General features: G+C 60.5%; 15 protein-coding genes and 1 pseudogene. 8 read left to right on the plus strand and 8 right to left on the minus strand.

All coding sequences use genetic code 11. The features are described 5' to 3' along the window. Nucleotides 1-20: 20 nt before the first annotated feature. Nucleotides 21-1,655, plus strand: coding sequence for an FGGY-family carbohydrate kinase (locus tag BA011_RS05975; protein WP_065279766.1), 1,635 nt, complete (start codon nt 21-23; stop codon nt 1,653-1,655). Between the two features lie 190 nt (nt 1,656-1,845). Continuing rightward, complete coding sequence (locus tag BA011_RS46500; protein ID WP_420493427.1) at nt 1,846-2,046, plus strand: transcriptional repressor TraM; 201 nt, start codon at nt 1,846-1,848, stop codon at nt 2,044-2,046. Here BA011_RS46500 and BA011_RS05980 read toward each other — a convergent pair. Next, nucleotides 1,992-2,114: pseudogene (locus BA011_RS05980) on the minus strand (DUF1294 domain-containing protein); the annotation flags it as partial. The gene BA011_RS46500 and the pseudogene BA011_RS05980 sit on opposite strands and share 55 nt — an antisense overlap. A 128-nt stretch (nt 2,115-2,242) precedes the next feature. Here BA011_RS05980 and gatB point away from each other — a divergent pair. Together gatB and BA011_RS05990 are read left to right on the plus strand one after the other, a co-directional pair. Continuing rightward, entirely contained in the window at nt 2,243-3,745 is a 1,503-nt protein-coding gene (gene gatB / locus BA011_RS05985) for an Asp-tRNA(Asn)/Glu-tRNA(Gln) amidotransferase subunit GatB (RefSeq protein WP_065279768.1), read from the plus strand. Between the two features lie 2 nt (nt 3,746-3,747). Beyond that, complete coding sequence (locus tag BA011_RS05990; protein ID WP_065279769.1) at nt 3,748-4,248, plus strand: GNAT family N-acetyltransferase; 501 nt, start codon at nt 3,748-3,750, stop codon at nt 4,246-4,248. Here BA011_RS05990 and BA011_RS05995 read toward each other — a convergent pair. Continuing rightward, nucleotides 4,245-4,844: a hypothetical protein gene (locus BA011_RS05995; protein ID WP_065279770.1), complete on the minus strand. Its 600-nt coding sequence runs from the start codon at nt 4,842-4,844 to the stop codon at nt 4,245-4,247. The two genes, BA011_RS05990 and BA011_RS05995, sit on opposite strands and share 4 nt — an antisense overlap. 58 nt (nt 4,845-4,902) lie before the next feature. Here BA011_RS05995 and BA011_RS06000 point away from each other — a divergent pair, with 58 nt between their 5' ends. From BA011_RS06000 to BA011_RS06010, 3 genes are all read left to right on the plus strand, one after another. Beyond that, nucleotides 4,903-5,367, plus strand: a complete 465-nt coding sequence (locus tag BA011_RS06000; protein WP_065279771.1) for a GNAT family N-acetyltransferase — start codon at nt 4,903-4,905, stop codon at nt 5,365-5,367. A gap of 103 nt (nt 5,368-5,470) precedes the next feature. Beyond that, complete coding sequence (locus BA011_RS06005; protein WP_065279772.1) at nt 5,471-5,869, plus strand: NADH:ubiquinone oxidoreductase subunit NDUFA12; 399 nt, start codon at nt 5,471-5,473, stop codon at nt 5,867-5,869. A gap of 115 nt (nt 5,870-5,984) precedes the next feature. Further along, nucleotides 5,985-6,419, plus strand: a complete 435-nt coding sequence (locus BA011_RS06010; RefSeq protein ID WP_065279773.1) for a DUF2155 domain-containing protein — start codon at nt 5,985-5,987, stop codon at nt 6,417-6,419. 112 nt (nt 6,420-6,531) lie between these two features. Here the strand turns inward: BA011_RS06010 and aat are convergent, their stop codons facing one another. The 5 genes from aat to BA011_RS06035 all read right to left on the minus strand — a co-directional run bounded on the left by aat (nt 6,532) and on the right by BA011_RS06035 (nt 10,361). Next, nucleotides 6,532-7,146, minus strand: a complete 615-nt coding sequence (gene aat / locus BA011_RS06015; protein ID WP_065279774.1) for a leucyl/phenylalanyl-tRNA--protein transferase — start codon at nt 7,144-7,146, stop codon at nt 6,532-6,534. A gap of 7 nt (nt 7,147-7,153) precedes the next feature. After that, complete coding sequence (gene accC, locus BA011_RS06020) at nt 7,154-8,509, minus strand: acetyl-CoA carboxylase biotin carboxylase subunit (RefSeq protein ID WP_017960235.1); 1,356 nt, start codon at nt 8,507-8,509, stop codon at nt 7,154-7,156. Between the two features lie 4 nt (nt 8,510-8,513). Next, complete coding sequence (gene accB / locus BA011_RS06025) at nt 8,514-8,984, minus strand: acetyl-CoA carboxylase biotin carboxyl carrier protein (RefSeq protein ID WP_065279775.1); 471 nt, start codon at nt 8,982-8,984, stop codon at nt 8,514-8,516. Between the two features lie 20 nt (nt 8,985-9,004). Further along, on the minus strand, nt 9,005-9,442 hold the full coding sequence (gene aroQ, locus BA011_RS06030) for a type II 3-dehydroquinate dehydratase (RefSeq protein WP_065279776.1): 438 nt from the start codon (nt 9,440-9,442) through the stop codon (nt 9,005-9,007). A 160-nt stretch (nt 9,443-9,602) separates the two neighbouring features. Then, nucleotides 9,603-10,361 (minus strand): DsbA family protein, encoded by a 759-nt coding sequence (locus BA011_RS06035; protein WP_065279777.1) that lies wholly within the window; start codon nt 10,359-10,361, stop codon nt 9,603-9,605. Nucleotides 10,362-10,572: 211 nt separating this feature from the next. Here BA011_RS06035 and BA011_RS06040 point away from each other — a divergent pair, with 211 nt between their 5' ends. Beyond that, on the plus strand, nt 10,573-11,730 hold the full coding sequence (locus tag BA011_RS06040) for a pyridoxal phosphate-dependent aminotransferase (RefSeq protein ID WP_065279778.1): 1,158 nt from the start codon (nt 10,573-10,575) through the stop codon (nt 11,728-11,730). Between the two features lie 37 nt (nt 11,731-11,767). On the opposite strand, the gene BA011_RS06045 is transcribed toward BA011_RS06040, so the two are convergent. After that, on the minus strand, nt 11,768-13,108 hold the full coding sequence (locus tag BA011_RS06045; RefSeq protein WP_065279779.1) for a DUF2778 domain-containing protein: 1,341 nt from the start codon (nt 13,106-13,108) through the stop codon (nt 11,768-11,770). Nucleotides 13,109-13,202: the final 94 nt, after the last annotated feature.

Raw genomic sequence — 13,202 nt, forward strand, 5'->3', positions numbered from 1 at the left:
CATATGCAAGAGCCAATATCATGATCGACGCAGCGAACACCACAGCGCCCGCCTCACGCTATCTCATCGGCGTCGATGTCGGCACTGGAAGCGCGCGTGCCGGCCTCTTTGATCTGGCGGGCCCGCTGCTGGCGGTGGCCAAGCGGGATATTTCCCTCTATCGGGAGGCCGGCACCATTGTCGAGCAGTCGAGTACAGAAATCTGGGACGCCGTCTGTGATGTTATCCGCGAGGTGATCATGGCTGCCGGGGTGGATACGGCGGCGATTGTTGGTCTTGGTTTTGATGCGACGTGCTCGCTGGTCGTGCTCGGCGAGGGCGGCCGCCCTCTCGCTGTCGGTGCATCGGAGGATCCCAACCGCGACATTATCGTCTGGATGGACCACCGTGCTGTCGTCCAGGCGGAACGGATCAACGATATGGGGCACGATGTCCTGCGATATGTGGGCGGGCGGATTTCGCCCGAGATGGAGACGCCGAAGATTCTTTGGCTAAAGCAGAATCGACCGGAAACCTTCGATGCGGCGTGGCAATTTTTCGACCTCGCCGATTTCCTTACTTGGAAGGCAACCGGCGACCTTGCGCGCTCCACCTGCACCGTGACCTGCAAATGGACCTATCTTGCCCACGAGCAAAGATGGGACCCGACCTATTTCCAAGAGATCGGTCTCGGGTCACTTGCCGACGAAGGCTTCGCCCGGATCGGCACGCGCATCGTCGAGCCAGGAACACCGCTAGGGCAGGGACTGACGGCGGAGGCCGCGAAGGCCATGGGATTGCAGCCAGGAACTCCAGTCGCCGCTGGTATGATCGACGCTCATGCTGGCGGCATCGGCACCGTTGGTATTGGTGGCCGCCCGGGTGCCAATCTCGCCTATGTCTTCGGAACATCGTCGTGTACCATGACTTCGACGATCGAGCCCGTCTTCGTGCCGGGTGTTTGGGGACCGTATTATTCAGCCATGGTTCCTGGCATGTGGCTCAATGAAGGGGGACAAAGCGCTGCCGGTGCCGCGATCGATCAACTGCTGGCGTTTCATCCTGCCGCAGTCGAAGCGCATGAGATGGCAGAACAACGACATGTGCCGCTGCCGGTCCTGATCGCAAATGCCGCCGCTGAAAAAGCCGGCGCAATGTCGGAGGCCGTACGCTTAGCGGCGGGCCTGCATGTCGTTCCCGAATTTCTTGGCAATCGCGCACCCTTTGCCGATCCGCATGCCCGAGCGGTGATCGCAGGCCTTGGCATGGAGCGCGATTTCGACAGTCTCGTGGCGCTGTACGTGGCAGGGCTCTGTGGCATCGGTTATGGTCTGCGACAGATCATCGAGACCCAAGCTCAAGCCGGTGCGCATATCGAAAGCGTCGTCATCAGTGGCGGTGCGGGGCAGCATGAACTGGTCCGACAGATACTTGCCGACGCCTGTGGCGCGCCGGTGGTGGGGACTGTATCGGAAGAGCCGGTTCTGCTTGGTTCGGCTATCCTTGGAGCGGTTGCAGGCGGTGCTTTTCCGGACGTAGTCTCGGCGATGAAACGGTTGTGCAGTCCTGCGCATGTTTATAGGCCGGCGGGGGGCGCGTTGGCGGAGATTCATGCCAAACGCTACTCGGCCTTTGCTGCATTACAGAAGCTGGCGAGAGGGCTGAAAGATAGTTGAGTTTTGCTCAGAGCCGTCCGGCTGAGATTATCAACTAAAGTGTGTAAAAGTCTTTCCTGTAAATGCCTGTCAGCGCGGAGTAAGCTATGGGTTTAGCTGTCAAAATTAGCATCAGCGCCTTGTCTGCACCCTAGCAAATGACGAAGGAAAGGAAAGAGAATCGCGCTTCAGCTCGATACAACAGTCGGAGCTGGAGGCGCTGGCGGTGTCCGCAATTCTCGAACACCGTTGCCTGATCGCCGCCGACAACGCTGTCCACGAAGAATGGACTCACGCGGCGTCAGACCCGGCGGTTTCCGGCGCCGTTTCTAAGCATTGGCTCCGGTCCGGGCATCTGCGCTTGCTGATGCGCCGCTTGCCTTGGCGGGCCGCCTGCTTGTCCCTGAGATAGATCGAAAACACCAAAAGGTTCAGCGCCAGAAACAGGAAGGCCCATTTGATAACATCGATCATCGTCATGGGGGGGCCGTACCGCGTCTCCGTTAATGGACGGCAAAACCGCGATGCGCTCCATGGCGAAAGCCTTGCACCGGCACGCCATTTCCTTTACCTCACAGTGGAAAAGAACAGCCTGCAAAGAGCATCACATGACCCTTGTCGACGTCCGCACGCCTGATCCGAAACGCTTCATCCCCGGCGCCACCGGCGACTGGGAAGTCATCGTTGGCATGGAAGTCCACGCCCAGGTGCTGTCCAATTCGAAGCTTTTCTCCGGCGCTTCGACGGAATTCGGCAAGCCGCAGAATTCGAATGTCTCGATGGTCGACGCTGCCATGCCCGGCATGCTGCCTGTCATCAATGAGGAATGCGTTAAGCAGGCGGTGCGCACCGGCCTCGGCCTGAAAGCACAGATCAACAAGCGCTCGCTGTTTGATCGCAAAAACTATTTCTATCCTGACCTGCCGCAGGGCTATCAGATCTCGCAGTTCAAGGATCCGATCGTCGGCGAGGGCAAGATCGTCATTTCACTTGGGCCAGACCGCCAGGGCCAGTTCGAGGATATCGAGATCGGCATCGAGCGCCTGCATCTGGAGCAGGATGCCGGCAAGTCGATGCATGACCAGCACGCGACCATGTCCTATGTCGACCTCAACCGTTCCGGTGTCGCGCTGATGGAGATCGTCTCCAAGCCCGACATGCGCTCGTCCGACGAGGCCAAGGCCTATATGACCAAGCTGCGCTCGATCGTGCGTTATCTCGGCACCTGCGACGGCAACATGGACGAGGGCTCTATGCGTGCCGACGTCAACGTCTCCGTCCGCCGTCCGGGCGAGGATTTCGGCACGCGTTGCGAGATCAAGAACGTCAACTCCATCCGTTTCATCGGCCAGGCGATCGAATATGAAGCCCGTCGCCAGATCGGCATTCTGGAGGACGGTGGCAAGATCGATCAGGAGACCCGCCTCTTCGACCCGAACAAGGGCGAGACGCGTTCGATGCGCTCCAAGGAGGATGCGCACGACTATCGTTATTTCCCCGATCCTGATCTGCTGCCGCTCGAATTCGACGACGCCTTTATCAAGACGCTCGAAGCCGATCTGCCGGAATTGCCTGACGACAAGAAGGAGCGCTTCGTGCGCGAGCTCGGCCTGTCGATCTACGACGCCTCGGTGCTCGTTTCCGAAAAAGCGATCGCTGATTATTTCGAAGCCGTCGCCGCAGGCCGTGACGGCAAGACGGCCGCCAACTGGGTGATCAACGATCTGCTCGGCGCACTGAACCGCACCGGCAAGGACATCGAGCAGACGCCGGTTTCGCCGGCCCAGCTCGGCGCCATCATCGATCTCATCAAGGCGGGAACCATATCCGGCAAGATCGCCAAGGATCTCTTCGAGATCGTGCTCGCCGAGGGCGGCGATCCCGCCGAGATCGTCGAGGCGCGCGGCATGAAGCAGGTGACCGATACCGGCGCGATCGAAAAGGCCGTGGACGAGATCATCGCCGCCAATCCCGATCAGGTCGAAAAGGTCAAGGCGAAACCGACCATGGCAGCATGGTTCGTCGGCCAGGTGATGAAGGCGACCGGCGGCAAGGCCAATCCGCAGGCTGTCCAGGCCCTCGTCAAAGCGAAGCTCGGCATCGAGGAGTAGCGGTGTATTTCGTCCGCACCGCCGGCGAGCGCGACCTGGAGAAGGTGCGCGCCCTCTTGGTGGAGAGCTTTCATGCCACCTATGACGGCCTGCATGGCAGAGCCAAGGTGGCGGATCTGATCGCCCATCTCTTTTCGCCCGCGGCGCTGAAGACGCGCCTCGTGCGAAAGGATGCCGAATTCCTCGTTGCCGATGACGGCCGCAATATTGGCGGCATGGGGTATGCGGCAATGTCGCAGCAATCGACGAAGACGGTCATGCTGCATCTCCTCTATGTCCGGCCGGCGCTGCAGCGCCAGGGTATCGGCCGCGATATCTTCGCCGAACTCGAAACCTGCTTTCCCGATGCGGAGATCATGCGCCTCGAAGTCGAACCGCAGAATGCCGCGGCGATCGCCTTCTATCGCACGCATGGCTTCACCGAGGTTGGCCGCAACGAGAATGACGTGGCCGGACAATCCGGCATTCCGGCATTGGTGTTGGAGAAGCGCTTGGCGGGTTAAACGCCTGTATCGTTGAGTGCCTTGTGGTGGGTGTGGTAGGTCTGGAGCAGTTGCATCAGTCGATCCTTGCTGACGGTAAGACCACTCGTTTCGATGCGCAGTTGCCGAAGATCATTCGTCGCACGTGCGGTATGGAATAGTGAGAATACCGGTTTGCGACCCTGAATGCTGTCTGGTCGGCACCAGACAGCGATTGTATCTCCAGTGCCTTCTGCGTCCGTTCCCGGCGATGCGGACAACAGGTTGCCCAGAACGAGAAAAATTGTTCGCAAAATCCTTTGCGCCAGCGTGGGTGCCGCCGCCTCGATGCGTGCGACTGCCGGCCACGGAATTAATTCTTGCATTAGCCGAAGATCTTTGAAGCCATTTGGGCCTATCGCAATGATCGTCTTATTGGAAAAAAAGATCAGGACATAAAGATTGCAAAATAGGTAGTACGCAATTGGCGGCCCACAGAGCAGAGACAGGAAAAACGAATTCAAAGTCCTATCGAAAATCCAGAAGCCGAAAACAATTATCACCAGTGTTGATAGTGCAATTCTAAGCCGAATATCCCTAGCGGAGTATCTGACCTCACGGACATCGCTCAAGAACATCCGTCTTTTTCCTTCCGCAACAATCATCGTCCGATTTTTACATAGGTAGAAAAGTGTGATGCCACAAGATTTGAATATCCGTGAAGCTCGCAAGGACGACCTGCCGGCGCTCGTGGCAATGTTTGCCGCCGACGCACTCGGCGGTCACGGCGATACCACGGAAGCTGAAGCTTTCCCGGATTATCTCAGGGCCTTCGTCGCCATCGAGGCTTCGCCTGACCAGACGCTTTACGTCGCAGAGCGCAGAGGCGAGGTCGTCGGCACATTTCAGACGATGGTGACGACCTCGCTCGCCGGCCGCGGCTCCTCGGCGATGATCATCGAGGCGGTGCAGACGCGCGCCGATATGCGCGGGCAGGGGGTCGGCGCGCTGATGATCGAATTTGCCATTGCCGAGGCAAAAGGCCGCGGTATCGGGCGGGTAGCGTTGACCTCGAATGCAGTGCGCAAGGATGCCCATCGCTTCTACGAAAGGCTGGGCTTCAAGCCCTCGCATCTGGGCTTCAAGATGGCTTTGAAATGACCCATGGCCGTCGTGGAATCGCTGGACAATTCGGCTTGGCGACGGCATAAGCGAGGAAACGAATTCTGGTTTGGCTCGCGTCTGGCGGGCACAAGGAAAAGACATGTGGAATCTTCTGGTTCAGACCTTTACCTGGTGGAACGGTCAGACGATGGGCACGCGTTTTGCGACCTGGCGTTTTGGCAAGCGCGTCGGCGAGGATGAATTCGGCAACGTCTACTACGAAGGCGGCATGTCCTCCTACGGTCTGCCGAGGCGTTGGGTGATCTACAAGGGTTATGCCGAAGCCTCCGCCATTCCGCCAGGCTGGCATGGCTGGATGCATCATCGCACAGACGTGCCGCCGTCCAAGGAGACCTACGTCGCCAAGGAGTGGCAGAAGCCCCACCGTCCCAACCATACCGGTTCGCCGCAGGCCTATCGTCCGCCGGGTTCCATCGCCGTTCCGGGCGAGCGTCCGCGCGTCACCGGCGATTACGACGCCTGGACGCCAGGCAACTGAGACGGCTCGACCGGGCGATCCCAAGACCCGGCTTTTGGCCACAATTGACCTTTACCCGCAGGTTGGCCGCGCTTGACCGCGGCTGTGAACTGAAAATGTCTGGAGACGGGTACATATGAAGCTCTTCACGCGGAACCTGGTCCTGCGTGCCGCCGGATCGCTGCTGGCGCTCTCGGCCCTGCTTCCGCCAGTTGCGGCAAATGCCGCACGCATCGAAAATCCGGTTGCCGTCTTTTCCGGCCTCGACAAGATCACCGGCCGCATCACGACGTTCGACGTCTATGTCAATGAGACGGTACAGTTCGGTGCGCTGCAGGTGACACCGAAGGCCTGTTATTCGCGCGACCAGTCGGAAGCACAGAAGATCGACGGTTTCGTCGAGGTCGACGAGATCACCCTTGACCGCAAGATCCGCCGCATCTTCACTGGCTGGATGTTCGCCGCCAGCCCGGGCCTCAACGCGGTCGAGCACCCGATCTACGACGTCTGGCTGAAGGACTGCAAGGCAAACTCGGATGTCCCGTCTCCCGACGGCGCCAAGGCGAAATAGCTGCATCTTCGTTAGGCTGGCATCTCCATATGCGCCTGATCCTCATGTGCTATCCGTAGGTCACCTCGGAGGATCGTCCCGCTCGATCAAAACCTCCATCGGATAATGATCGTCAGAAAGCCAGGTGCGGCGATTCCATCGCCGCAGCAAGCATCGCGGCATAGTCGGCCTTCGGAACGTCGATCGCTCCGAACGTCTTCAGGTGTTCGGTGGTGAACTGCGTGTCAAGCAGGGTGAAGCCTCTTTCCCGCAGCCGGTCGACCAGATGCACGAGGCAGATCTTCGAAGCATCTGTCCGGCGCGAAAACATGCTTTCACCGAAGAAGGCCGAGCCGAGCGAGACGCCGTAGAGGCCGCCGACCAGTTCATCGCCCTCCCAGGCTTCGACGGTATGGGCATGGCCCATGTCGAAGAGCGTCGCGTAAAGCGATCTGATCGTCCTGTTGATCCAGGTGCTCGGGCGCCCGGACGTCTCCTCCGCACAGGCGGCGATGACCTGATCGAACGCGTAATCGAAACGGATCTCGAAGGGCTTCTTGCGCACCGCCTTGGCCAGGCTTTTCGACACATGGAAATGGTCGAGCGGCAGCACGCCGCGCAGTTCCGGTTCGACCCAGAAGATCTCCGGGTCGTCGGCGGATTCGGCCATCGGGAACAGGCCGATGGAATAGGCGCGCAGGAGAATGTCAGGGGTTATGCCTGGTGACTTCCTGCGCGATCCTGCCATTCCTGTCCTATGCCGCCGGTGTGTTGGCGAGGTAGTCTTCCAGCCAGTGGATGTCGTAATCGCCGTTGGCGATATCCTGGTTGGAGACGAGATCCTGGAACAGCGGCAGCGTCGTATTGATGCCGTCGACGACGAATTCGTCGAGCGCCCGGCGCAGGCGCATCATGCATTCGACGCGGGTACGGCCGTGCACGATCAGCTTGCCGATGAGGCTGTCGTAATAGGGCGGGATCTTGTAGCCCTGATAGGCACCGGAATCGATGCGCACGCCGAGGCCGCCCGGCGCGTGGAAATGCGTGATCGTGCCCGGCGAAGGCACGAAGGTGCGCGGGTGCTCGGCATTGATACGGCACTCGATGGCGTGACCGGAAAAATGCACTTCGTCCTGCGTCACCGAGAGACCGCCGCCGGAAGCGACGCGGATCTGCTCGTGCACGAGGTCGATGCCGGTGATCGCTTCGGTGATCGGATGCTCCACCTGCAGGCGGGTGTTCATTTCGATAAAATAGAACTCGCCGTTTTCGTAGAGGAATTCGATCGTGCCGGCGCCGCGATATTTCAGCTTCTTCATGGCGTCGGCGCAGACCTGGCCGATCTTCATGCGCTGCTCGACGTTGAGTGCCGGCGAATTCGCCTCTTCCCAGACTTTCTGATGGCGCCGCTGCAGCGAGCAGTCTCGCTCGCCGAGATGGATGGCATTGCCTTCCCCGTCACCGAACACCTGAATTTCGATGTGGCGCGGCTTGCCGAGATATTTTTCCATGTAGACGGCATCGTTGCCGAAGGCGGCTGCCGCCTCCGTGCGCGCCGTCGACCAGGCCTCGATCAAATCGGCTTCGCTCTTGGCGACCTTCATGCCACGCCCGCCGCCGCCGGCAGTGGCCTTGATCAACACGGGATAGCCGATTTCGGCGGCCGTCTTCAGCGCATCCTCTTCGGTCTTCACTTCGCCGTCCGAGCCCGGAACGACGGGAATGCCGAGTTCCAGCGCCGTCGTCTTGGCGGTGATCTTGTCGCCCATGATGCGGATATGGTCCGCCGTCGGCCCAATGAAAGTAATGCCGTGGGCTTCGAGGATATCGGCGAACTTGGCATTCTCCGACAGAAAGCCGTAGCCCGGATGCACGGCGTCGGCGCCGGTGATCTCGCAGGCGGCGACGATCTGGTGGATGTTGAGATAGCTCTCGCGCGAGGAGGGCGGGCCGATGCAGACACTTTCGTCTGCAAGGCGCACATGCATGGCATCGGCGTCGGCGGTGGAATGAACCACGACGCAGGCGATGCCGAGCTCCTTGCAGGCCCGGAGCACGCGAAGGGCGATTTCCCCGCGATTGGCGATGAGGATTTTCGAGATCATGGGCATCGGCCTATTCGATGACGACGAGGGCTTGGCCGTATTCGACGGGATGTCCGTCATCGACGAGGATCTCGGTCACCTTGCCTGCCTTCGGCGAGGGGATCTGGTTCATCGTCTTCATCGCTTCGATGATGATCAGCGTCTGGCCTTCCTTGACGGTTGCGCCGACTTCGATGAACGGACGCGCGCCCGGAGCCGGCGCCATGTAGACGGTACCCACCATCGGTGCATTGACGACATTGGCCGGGTTGCGGCTGGGAGCTGCGGCAGGCGCAGCAACGGCTGCCGCAGCGGCGGCTGCGGGCGCGGCATAACCAGGTGCTGCGATCGGCGCCTGGACATATTGCGGCGTGCCGGCGCGCGAAACGCGGATGCGCAGGTCGTCCTGCTCGACCTCGATCTCGGTCAGGTCCGTTTCGTTGAGAATATTGGCGAGATCGCGGATCAGTGCCTGGTCGATACCCGATTTCTTTTCAGCCATGGTGTTGCCCTGTCTTCTTCTTATGCCGTGATGTTCTTCAGCGCGTGGAGCGCCAGGATGTAGCTGTGAGGCCCGAAGCCGCAGATCACGCCTTTGCATGCCGGCGCGATCATCGACTTGTGGCGGAATTCTTCCCGTGCATGCACGTTGGATATGTGGAGCTCGACGACGGGAATGGAAATAGCGCGGATCGCATCATGCAGCGCGACCGATGTATGCGTATAGGCGCCTGCATTGATGGCAACGCCGACGGACTTTTCGTCGGCCTCATGGAACCAGTCGACGAGCATGCCTTCGTGGTTGCTCTGGCGGAAATCGATATCAATACCGAGTTCGCGGCCTGCGGCCTTGCAGTCCAGCTCGATGTCCTTGAGCGTCTTGCCGCCATAAATGCCGGGCTCTCGTTTGCCCAGCATGTTCAGGTTGGGGCCGTTCAGGACAAAAATCGTTTGCGTCATCGAATGTTCCGTAAAATGTACGACGGCAACCTATAGACTCCGCGAAGGCTGAATGAAAGCCCTTACGGATTGGCCAGCGGCAATCGTGCCACATTTGTCCACATGGTTGAAACGCTTCGATTTTGGCGATTTGATGGGCTGTCGTTCGGCGGTTGATTGCTCAGCAGGCGGTCTTGCCGCAACTGCGCATGTTCTTGACCTTCGCTTCAAGATCGTCGAGCCCGACGGCGCCCGGCACCAGTTCGTTGCCGATCACATAGGACGGCGTGCCGCTGATGCCGAGACTGGAGGCGAGCTGGTAGGTCGCCTGGACTATACTGTCATTCGGGCTCTTTGCCATCTCGGCGCGTATCTTGTCCTCGCTGACGCCGAGCGAAGCTGCGACCGCGACTGCTGTTTCGTCGGAGGCGCGGCCTTCGGTGCCGAGAAGCGCGACGTGGAAATCGGCATATTTCTCCGGTGCGAGCTTGCGGAAGGCGTCGGCCACCTTGTGGGCGGCGACAGAATCCGGCCCGAGGATCGGGAATTCCTTGAGGACGAAACGGACGTTCTTGTCCTTCTTCAGCATCGCCTGCATGTCGGGAAGCGCATGGCGGCAGTAGCTGCAATTATAATCGAAGAATTCGACGACAGTGACATCGCCCTTGGGATTGCCGAGCGTGACGTCGTTCTTCGATTCGAAGATGTCGGTGCTGTTCTCTTCGATCGCCATATTGGCCTTCACCGACCGCTGGGCCTCTTGCTTCTTCTGCAGCGCATCCTGGACTTCAAGCATGATCTCGGGGTTCTCGAGCAGGTATTGCTTGATGAATTCGCCGAACTCCTTCTTCTGCTGGTCGTCGAGCGCTGCCGCCGGAAGCGGAAGGGCGATCGATGCGGCAAGCGCCAGTGCGGTGAAGGTCTTCGGGAAGAATGCCATGATATCCTCGTCATCGGCGATATGGTCGTCTCTTCGTTAAGAAGACCGTCGCCGGGTTAATGGACTTGAATGCGTCGCGTCAAGGTACGGTGCGTTCGGTTCTGCTCAAACCAGAATTTTTCATCCCCGCGCGGCCCTCGCGGGATTGTGATGAGCCGATTAATGCGGCAATTGTCGGGCCGTGATTGAAGAAGCTGAGCGAGAAACGATCTTGTTTTCCATATCGAAACGCAGCGAAGTCGAGCCTTTTCACGCCATGGACGTCTTGGCCGAGGCGACGAAGCGGCGCGCTGCCGGCCATCCCGTCATCTCGATGGCAGTCGGTCAGCCCTCGCATCCGGCCCCTCAAGCGGCCCTCGAAGCAGCGCGCGCAGCCCTTGCCGAAGGCCGGATCGGTTATACCGATGCGCTGGGGACGGCACGGCTGAAATCGGCGCTCGCCTGGCACTACAAGGATCGCCACGGCCTGGAGATCGATCCCAAGCGCATCGCCATCACCACCGGTTCCTCGGCCGGCTTCAATCTCGCCTTCCTGTCGCTCTTCGATGCCGGCGATGCGGTGGCGATCGCAAGACCCGGTTATCCCGCCTATCGCAATATCCTCGGTGCGCTGGGCCTGAAGGTTCTCGAAGTGCCGGTAACGGCCGAGACCCACTTCACCCTGACGCCGCAAAGCCTCGAAGCGGCGCAGAAGGAAAGCGGCATCACGCTGAAAGGCGTGCTGCTCGCAAGCCCCGCCAATCCGACTGGCACGGTGACCGGCCGCGAGGGGCTGAAGGCGCTTTCGGATTACTGCGCGGCCCATTCCATCGCCTTCATCTCCGATGAAATCTACCACGGGCTGACCTTCGCCGGCGAGGAGGCGAGCGCGCTGGAGCTGACCGACGAGGCGATCGTCATCAACTCCTTCTCCAAATATTATTGCATGACCGGCTGGCGAATCGGCTGGATGGTGCTTCCCGAGCGCCTGGTTCGGCCGATCGAGCGGGTGGCGCAGAGCCTCTATATTTCCCCGCCCGAGCTTTCCCAGATCGCCGCCACGGCCGCTCTGAGCGCCGGTGCCGAGCTCGATCGTTACAAGGCCAGTTACGCCGGCAACCGCGATTTGCTGATGCGGCGACTGCCGCAGATCGGGTTTTCGATCGCCTCGCCGATGGACGGGGCCTTCTACGCCTATCTCGACGTCACCCGCTTCACCAATGACAGCATGGGCTTTGCCAAACGCATGCTCGCGGAAATCGACGTCGCCGCCACGCCCGGTCTCGATTTCGATCCGCTGGAGGGAAATCGAACGCTGCGTCTGTCCTATGCGGGCTCGCAGGCAGAGATCGCCGAGGCGGTGGAGCGAATCGCAGCCTGGCTAAAATAGCGTCCACTGCCGGGCAAACGGCAGTGCTCTCCAATCCTCAGCTGCGCGACGAAAACAGCGAGGCGAGCGTCGAAGACGGTTTGTTGTTCAGCCGCGGCACCACGACGAGCTGCTTGATGTCGCCGCGCTTGTAGGCGGCGAGGAAGCGGCGGTAATCCTTGAAGGAGACGCAGCCGTTGGAATCGCCGTTCTTGCCGAGCATGTAGGTGTGGGCGAGCAGGCCGACACGGTCATAGATGGCGTCCGAACCCTCGATCGGTGTCAGCCGCAACGCCTCGACGCCGTGGAAAAGGCTCTCGCGCATGGTAAGAACATAGGTGTGCGGCGGCGTCGGTCCGCGCATCTTCTTGTTGGCGAAACGCGGCTTATCGCGCATCTTGCCGAGCCCGGAATGGGCCTCGAGCCGCTCGCCGTTCGGCAGATAGACGGTGCTGTTTTCGATATCGTAGATCGCCACGCCCGCGCGCAGCTTCGGCGAGAAGACCGGCTTGTCGTAGCGCGGCACAGCATCGTCCTCGTCATCCTCGATCGGCGCGTTCGGCTGGGCGTAGGCAAGCACAGGCTCGCCAGAGCGCTCAGACCCCTTGGAGAGCGGTGTCGGTTTGCCGACGAGTCCGTCAGGACGCGCCATCGGCAGCGGCACCGAATGCTCGTTCGGCGCCAACACGAGATCGAAGGGTGGCGCGTCTTCCGCGGCGGCGACAACCACCGGAGCTGGTTCCGATGCGGGAATGGAGGCCGTTTTGAGGGGAGATGCGGTTGGCTCGACCGGAGCCGGCGCGATTTGCCGGGATCCGGCATCGGCAAGAGCAAGCAGGGTCGGGAGTTCGGCTGCGGCGACCGCCTCCTTCGAGGGAACGATGATCCGGTCGCCGTCGTCTTCTTCCGTCTCTGCCGAGGCGAGTTCGACCGGCGCCGCCGCGATCAGATCGTCCTTGCGGAATTTGGCGCTGTCGGAGATCGCCGCCACGACCGGCTGTTCGGCAGCCATGGCGAGCCGGTTGTTTTTGGCGAGAACCGCAAGCGCCGTTGCCGCGGCGGCGGTCTTTTCGGCATGGGATTGAATGAGGCTCGCCGTCAGCGGGACCTTCGGCTTCGCATCGAAGGCGGCCAGCCGGTCGGCCTTGCCGACATGGATCAGCCTCTCATGGCGCGTTGACGGAGCCACCTTCGGCGCAGCGCCGAGCTGTGCCAGGCGATCGGACGGAGAATAGGGAGCGGCTATCGAGTGCATCGTCGCGAAGGTCGCGATCAGCCATGTGGAGGTCAGAAATCCGGCGCCGACAACACCGTAAAGGAAACTGCGAGATCTGCGCCAACGGAAAGCAGATCCGCCAAGAGGGGTGACGTCATCGAACGTCCCAACCGCACACGCCATACTACACTCGTCTTTCAAACTCGCTACGCAGGCCGGCGGCACTGACTGACTACACTTCGCCGGGGCCGGTACAGGCGCAAATGGGCCGAATTTA

Origin of the sequence: Rhizobium leguminosarum, from assembly GCF_001679785.1 — a bacterium.
Lineage (GTDB): Bacteria > Pseudomonadota > Alphaproteobacteria > Rhizobiales > Rhizobiaceae > Rhizobium > Rhizobium leguminosarum_R.

Excerpts from the sequence above, each read along its gene's own strand:
- BA011_RS05975 (WP_065279766.1), top strand. The coding sequence starts at position 21 with ATGATCGACGCAGCGAACACCACAGCGCCCGCCTCACGCTATCTCATC.
- gatB (WP_065279768.1), top strand. The coding sequence starts at position 2,243 with ATGACCCTTGTCGACGTCCGCACGCCTGATCCGAAACGCTTCATCCCC.
- BA011_RS05995 (WP_065279770.1), bottom strand. The coding sequence starts at position 4,844 with ATGTTCTTGAGCGATGTCCGTGAGGTCAGATACTCCGCTAGGGATATT.
- BA011_RS06000 (WP_065279771.1), top strand. The coding sequence starts at position 4,903 with ATGCCACAAGATTTGAATATCCGTGAAGCTCGCAAGGACGACCTGCCG.
- BA011_RS06005 (WP_065279772.1), top strand. The coding sequence starts at position 5,471 with ATGTGGAATCTTCTGGTTCAGACCTTTACCTGGTGGAACGGTCAGACG.
- BA011_RS06010 (WP_065279773.1), top strand. The coding sequence starts at position 5,985 with ATGAAGCTCTTCACGCGGAACCTGGTCCTGCGTGCCGCCGGATCGCTG.
- aat (WP_065279774.1), bottom strand. The coding sequence starts at position 7,146 with ATGGCAGGATCGCGCAGGAAGTCACCAGGCATAACCCCTGACATTCTC.
- accC (WP_017960235.1), bottom strand. The coding sequence starts at position 8,509 with ATGCCCATGATCTCGAAAATCCTCATCGCCAATCGCGGGGAAATCGCC.
- accB (WP_065279775.1), bottom strand. The coding sequence starts at position 8,984 with ATGGCTGAAAAGAAATCGGGTATCGACCAGGCACTGATCCGCGATCTC.
- aroQ (WP_065279776.1), bottom strand. The coding sequence starts at position 9,442 with ATGACGCAAACGATTTTTGTCCTGAACGGCCCCAACCTGAACATGCTG.
- BA011_RS06035 (WP_065279777.1), bottom strand. The coding sequence starts at position 10,361 with ATGGCATTCTTCCCGAAGACCTTCACCGCACTGGCGCTTGCCGCATCG.
- BA011_RS06045 (WP_065279779.1), bottom strand. The coding sequence starts at position 13,108 with ATGGCGTGTGCGGTTGGGACGTTCGATGACGTCACCCCTCTTGGCGGA.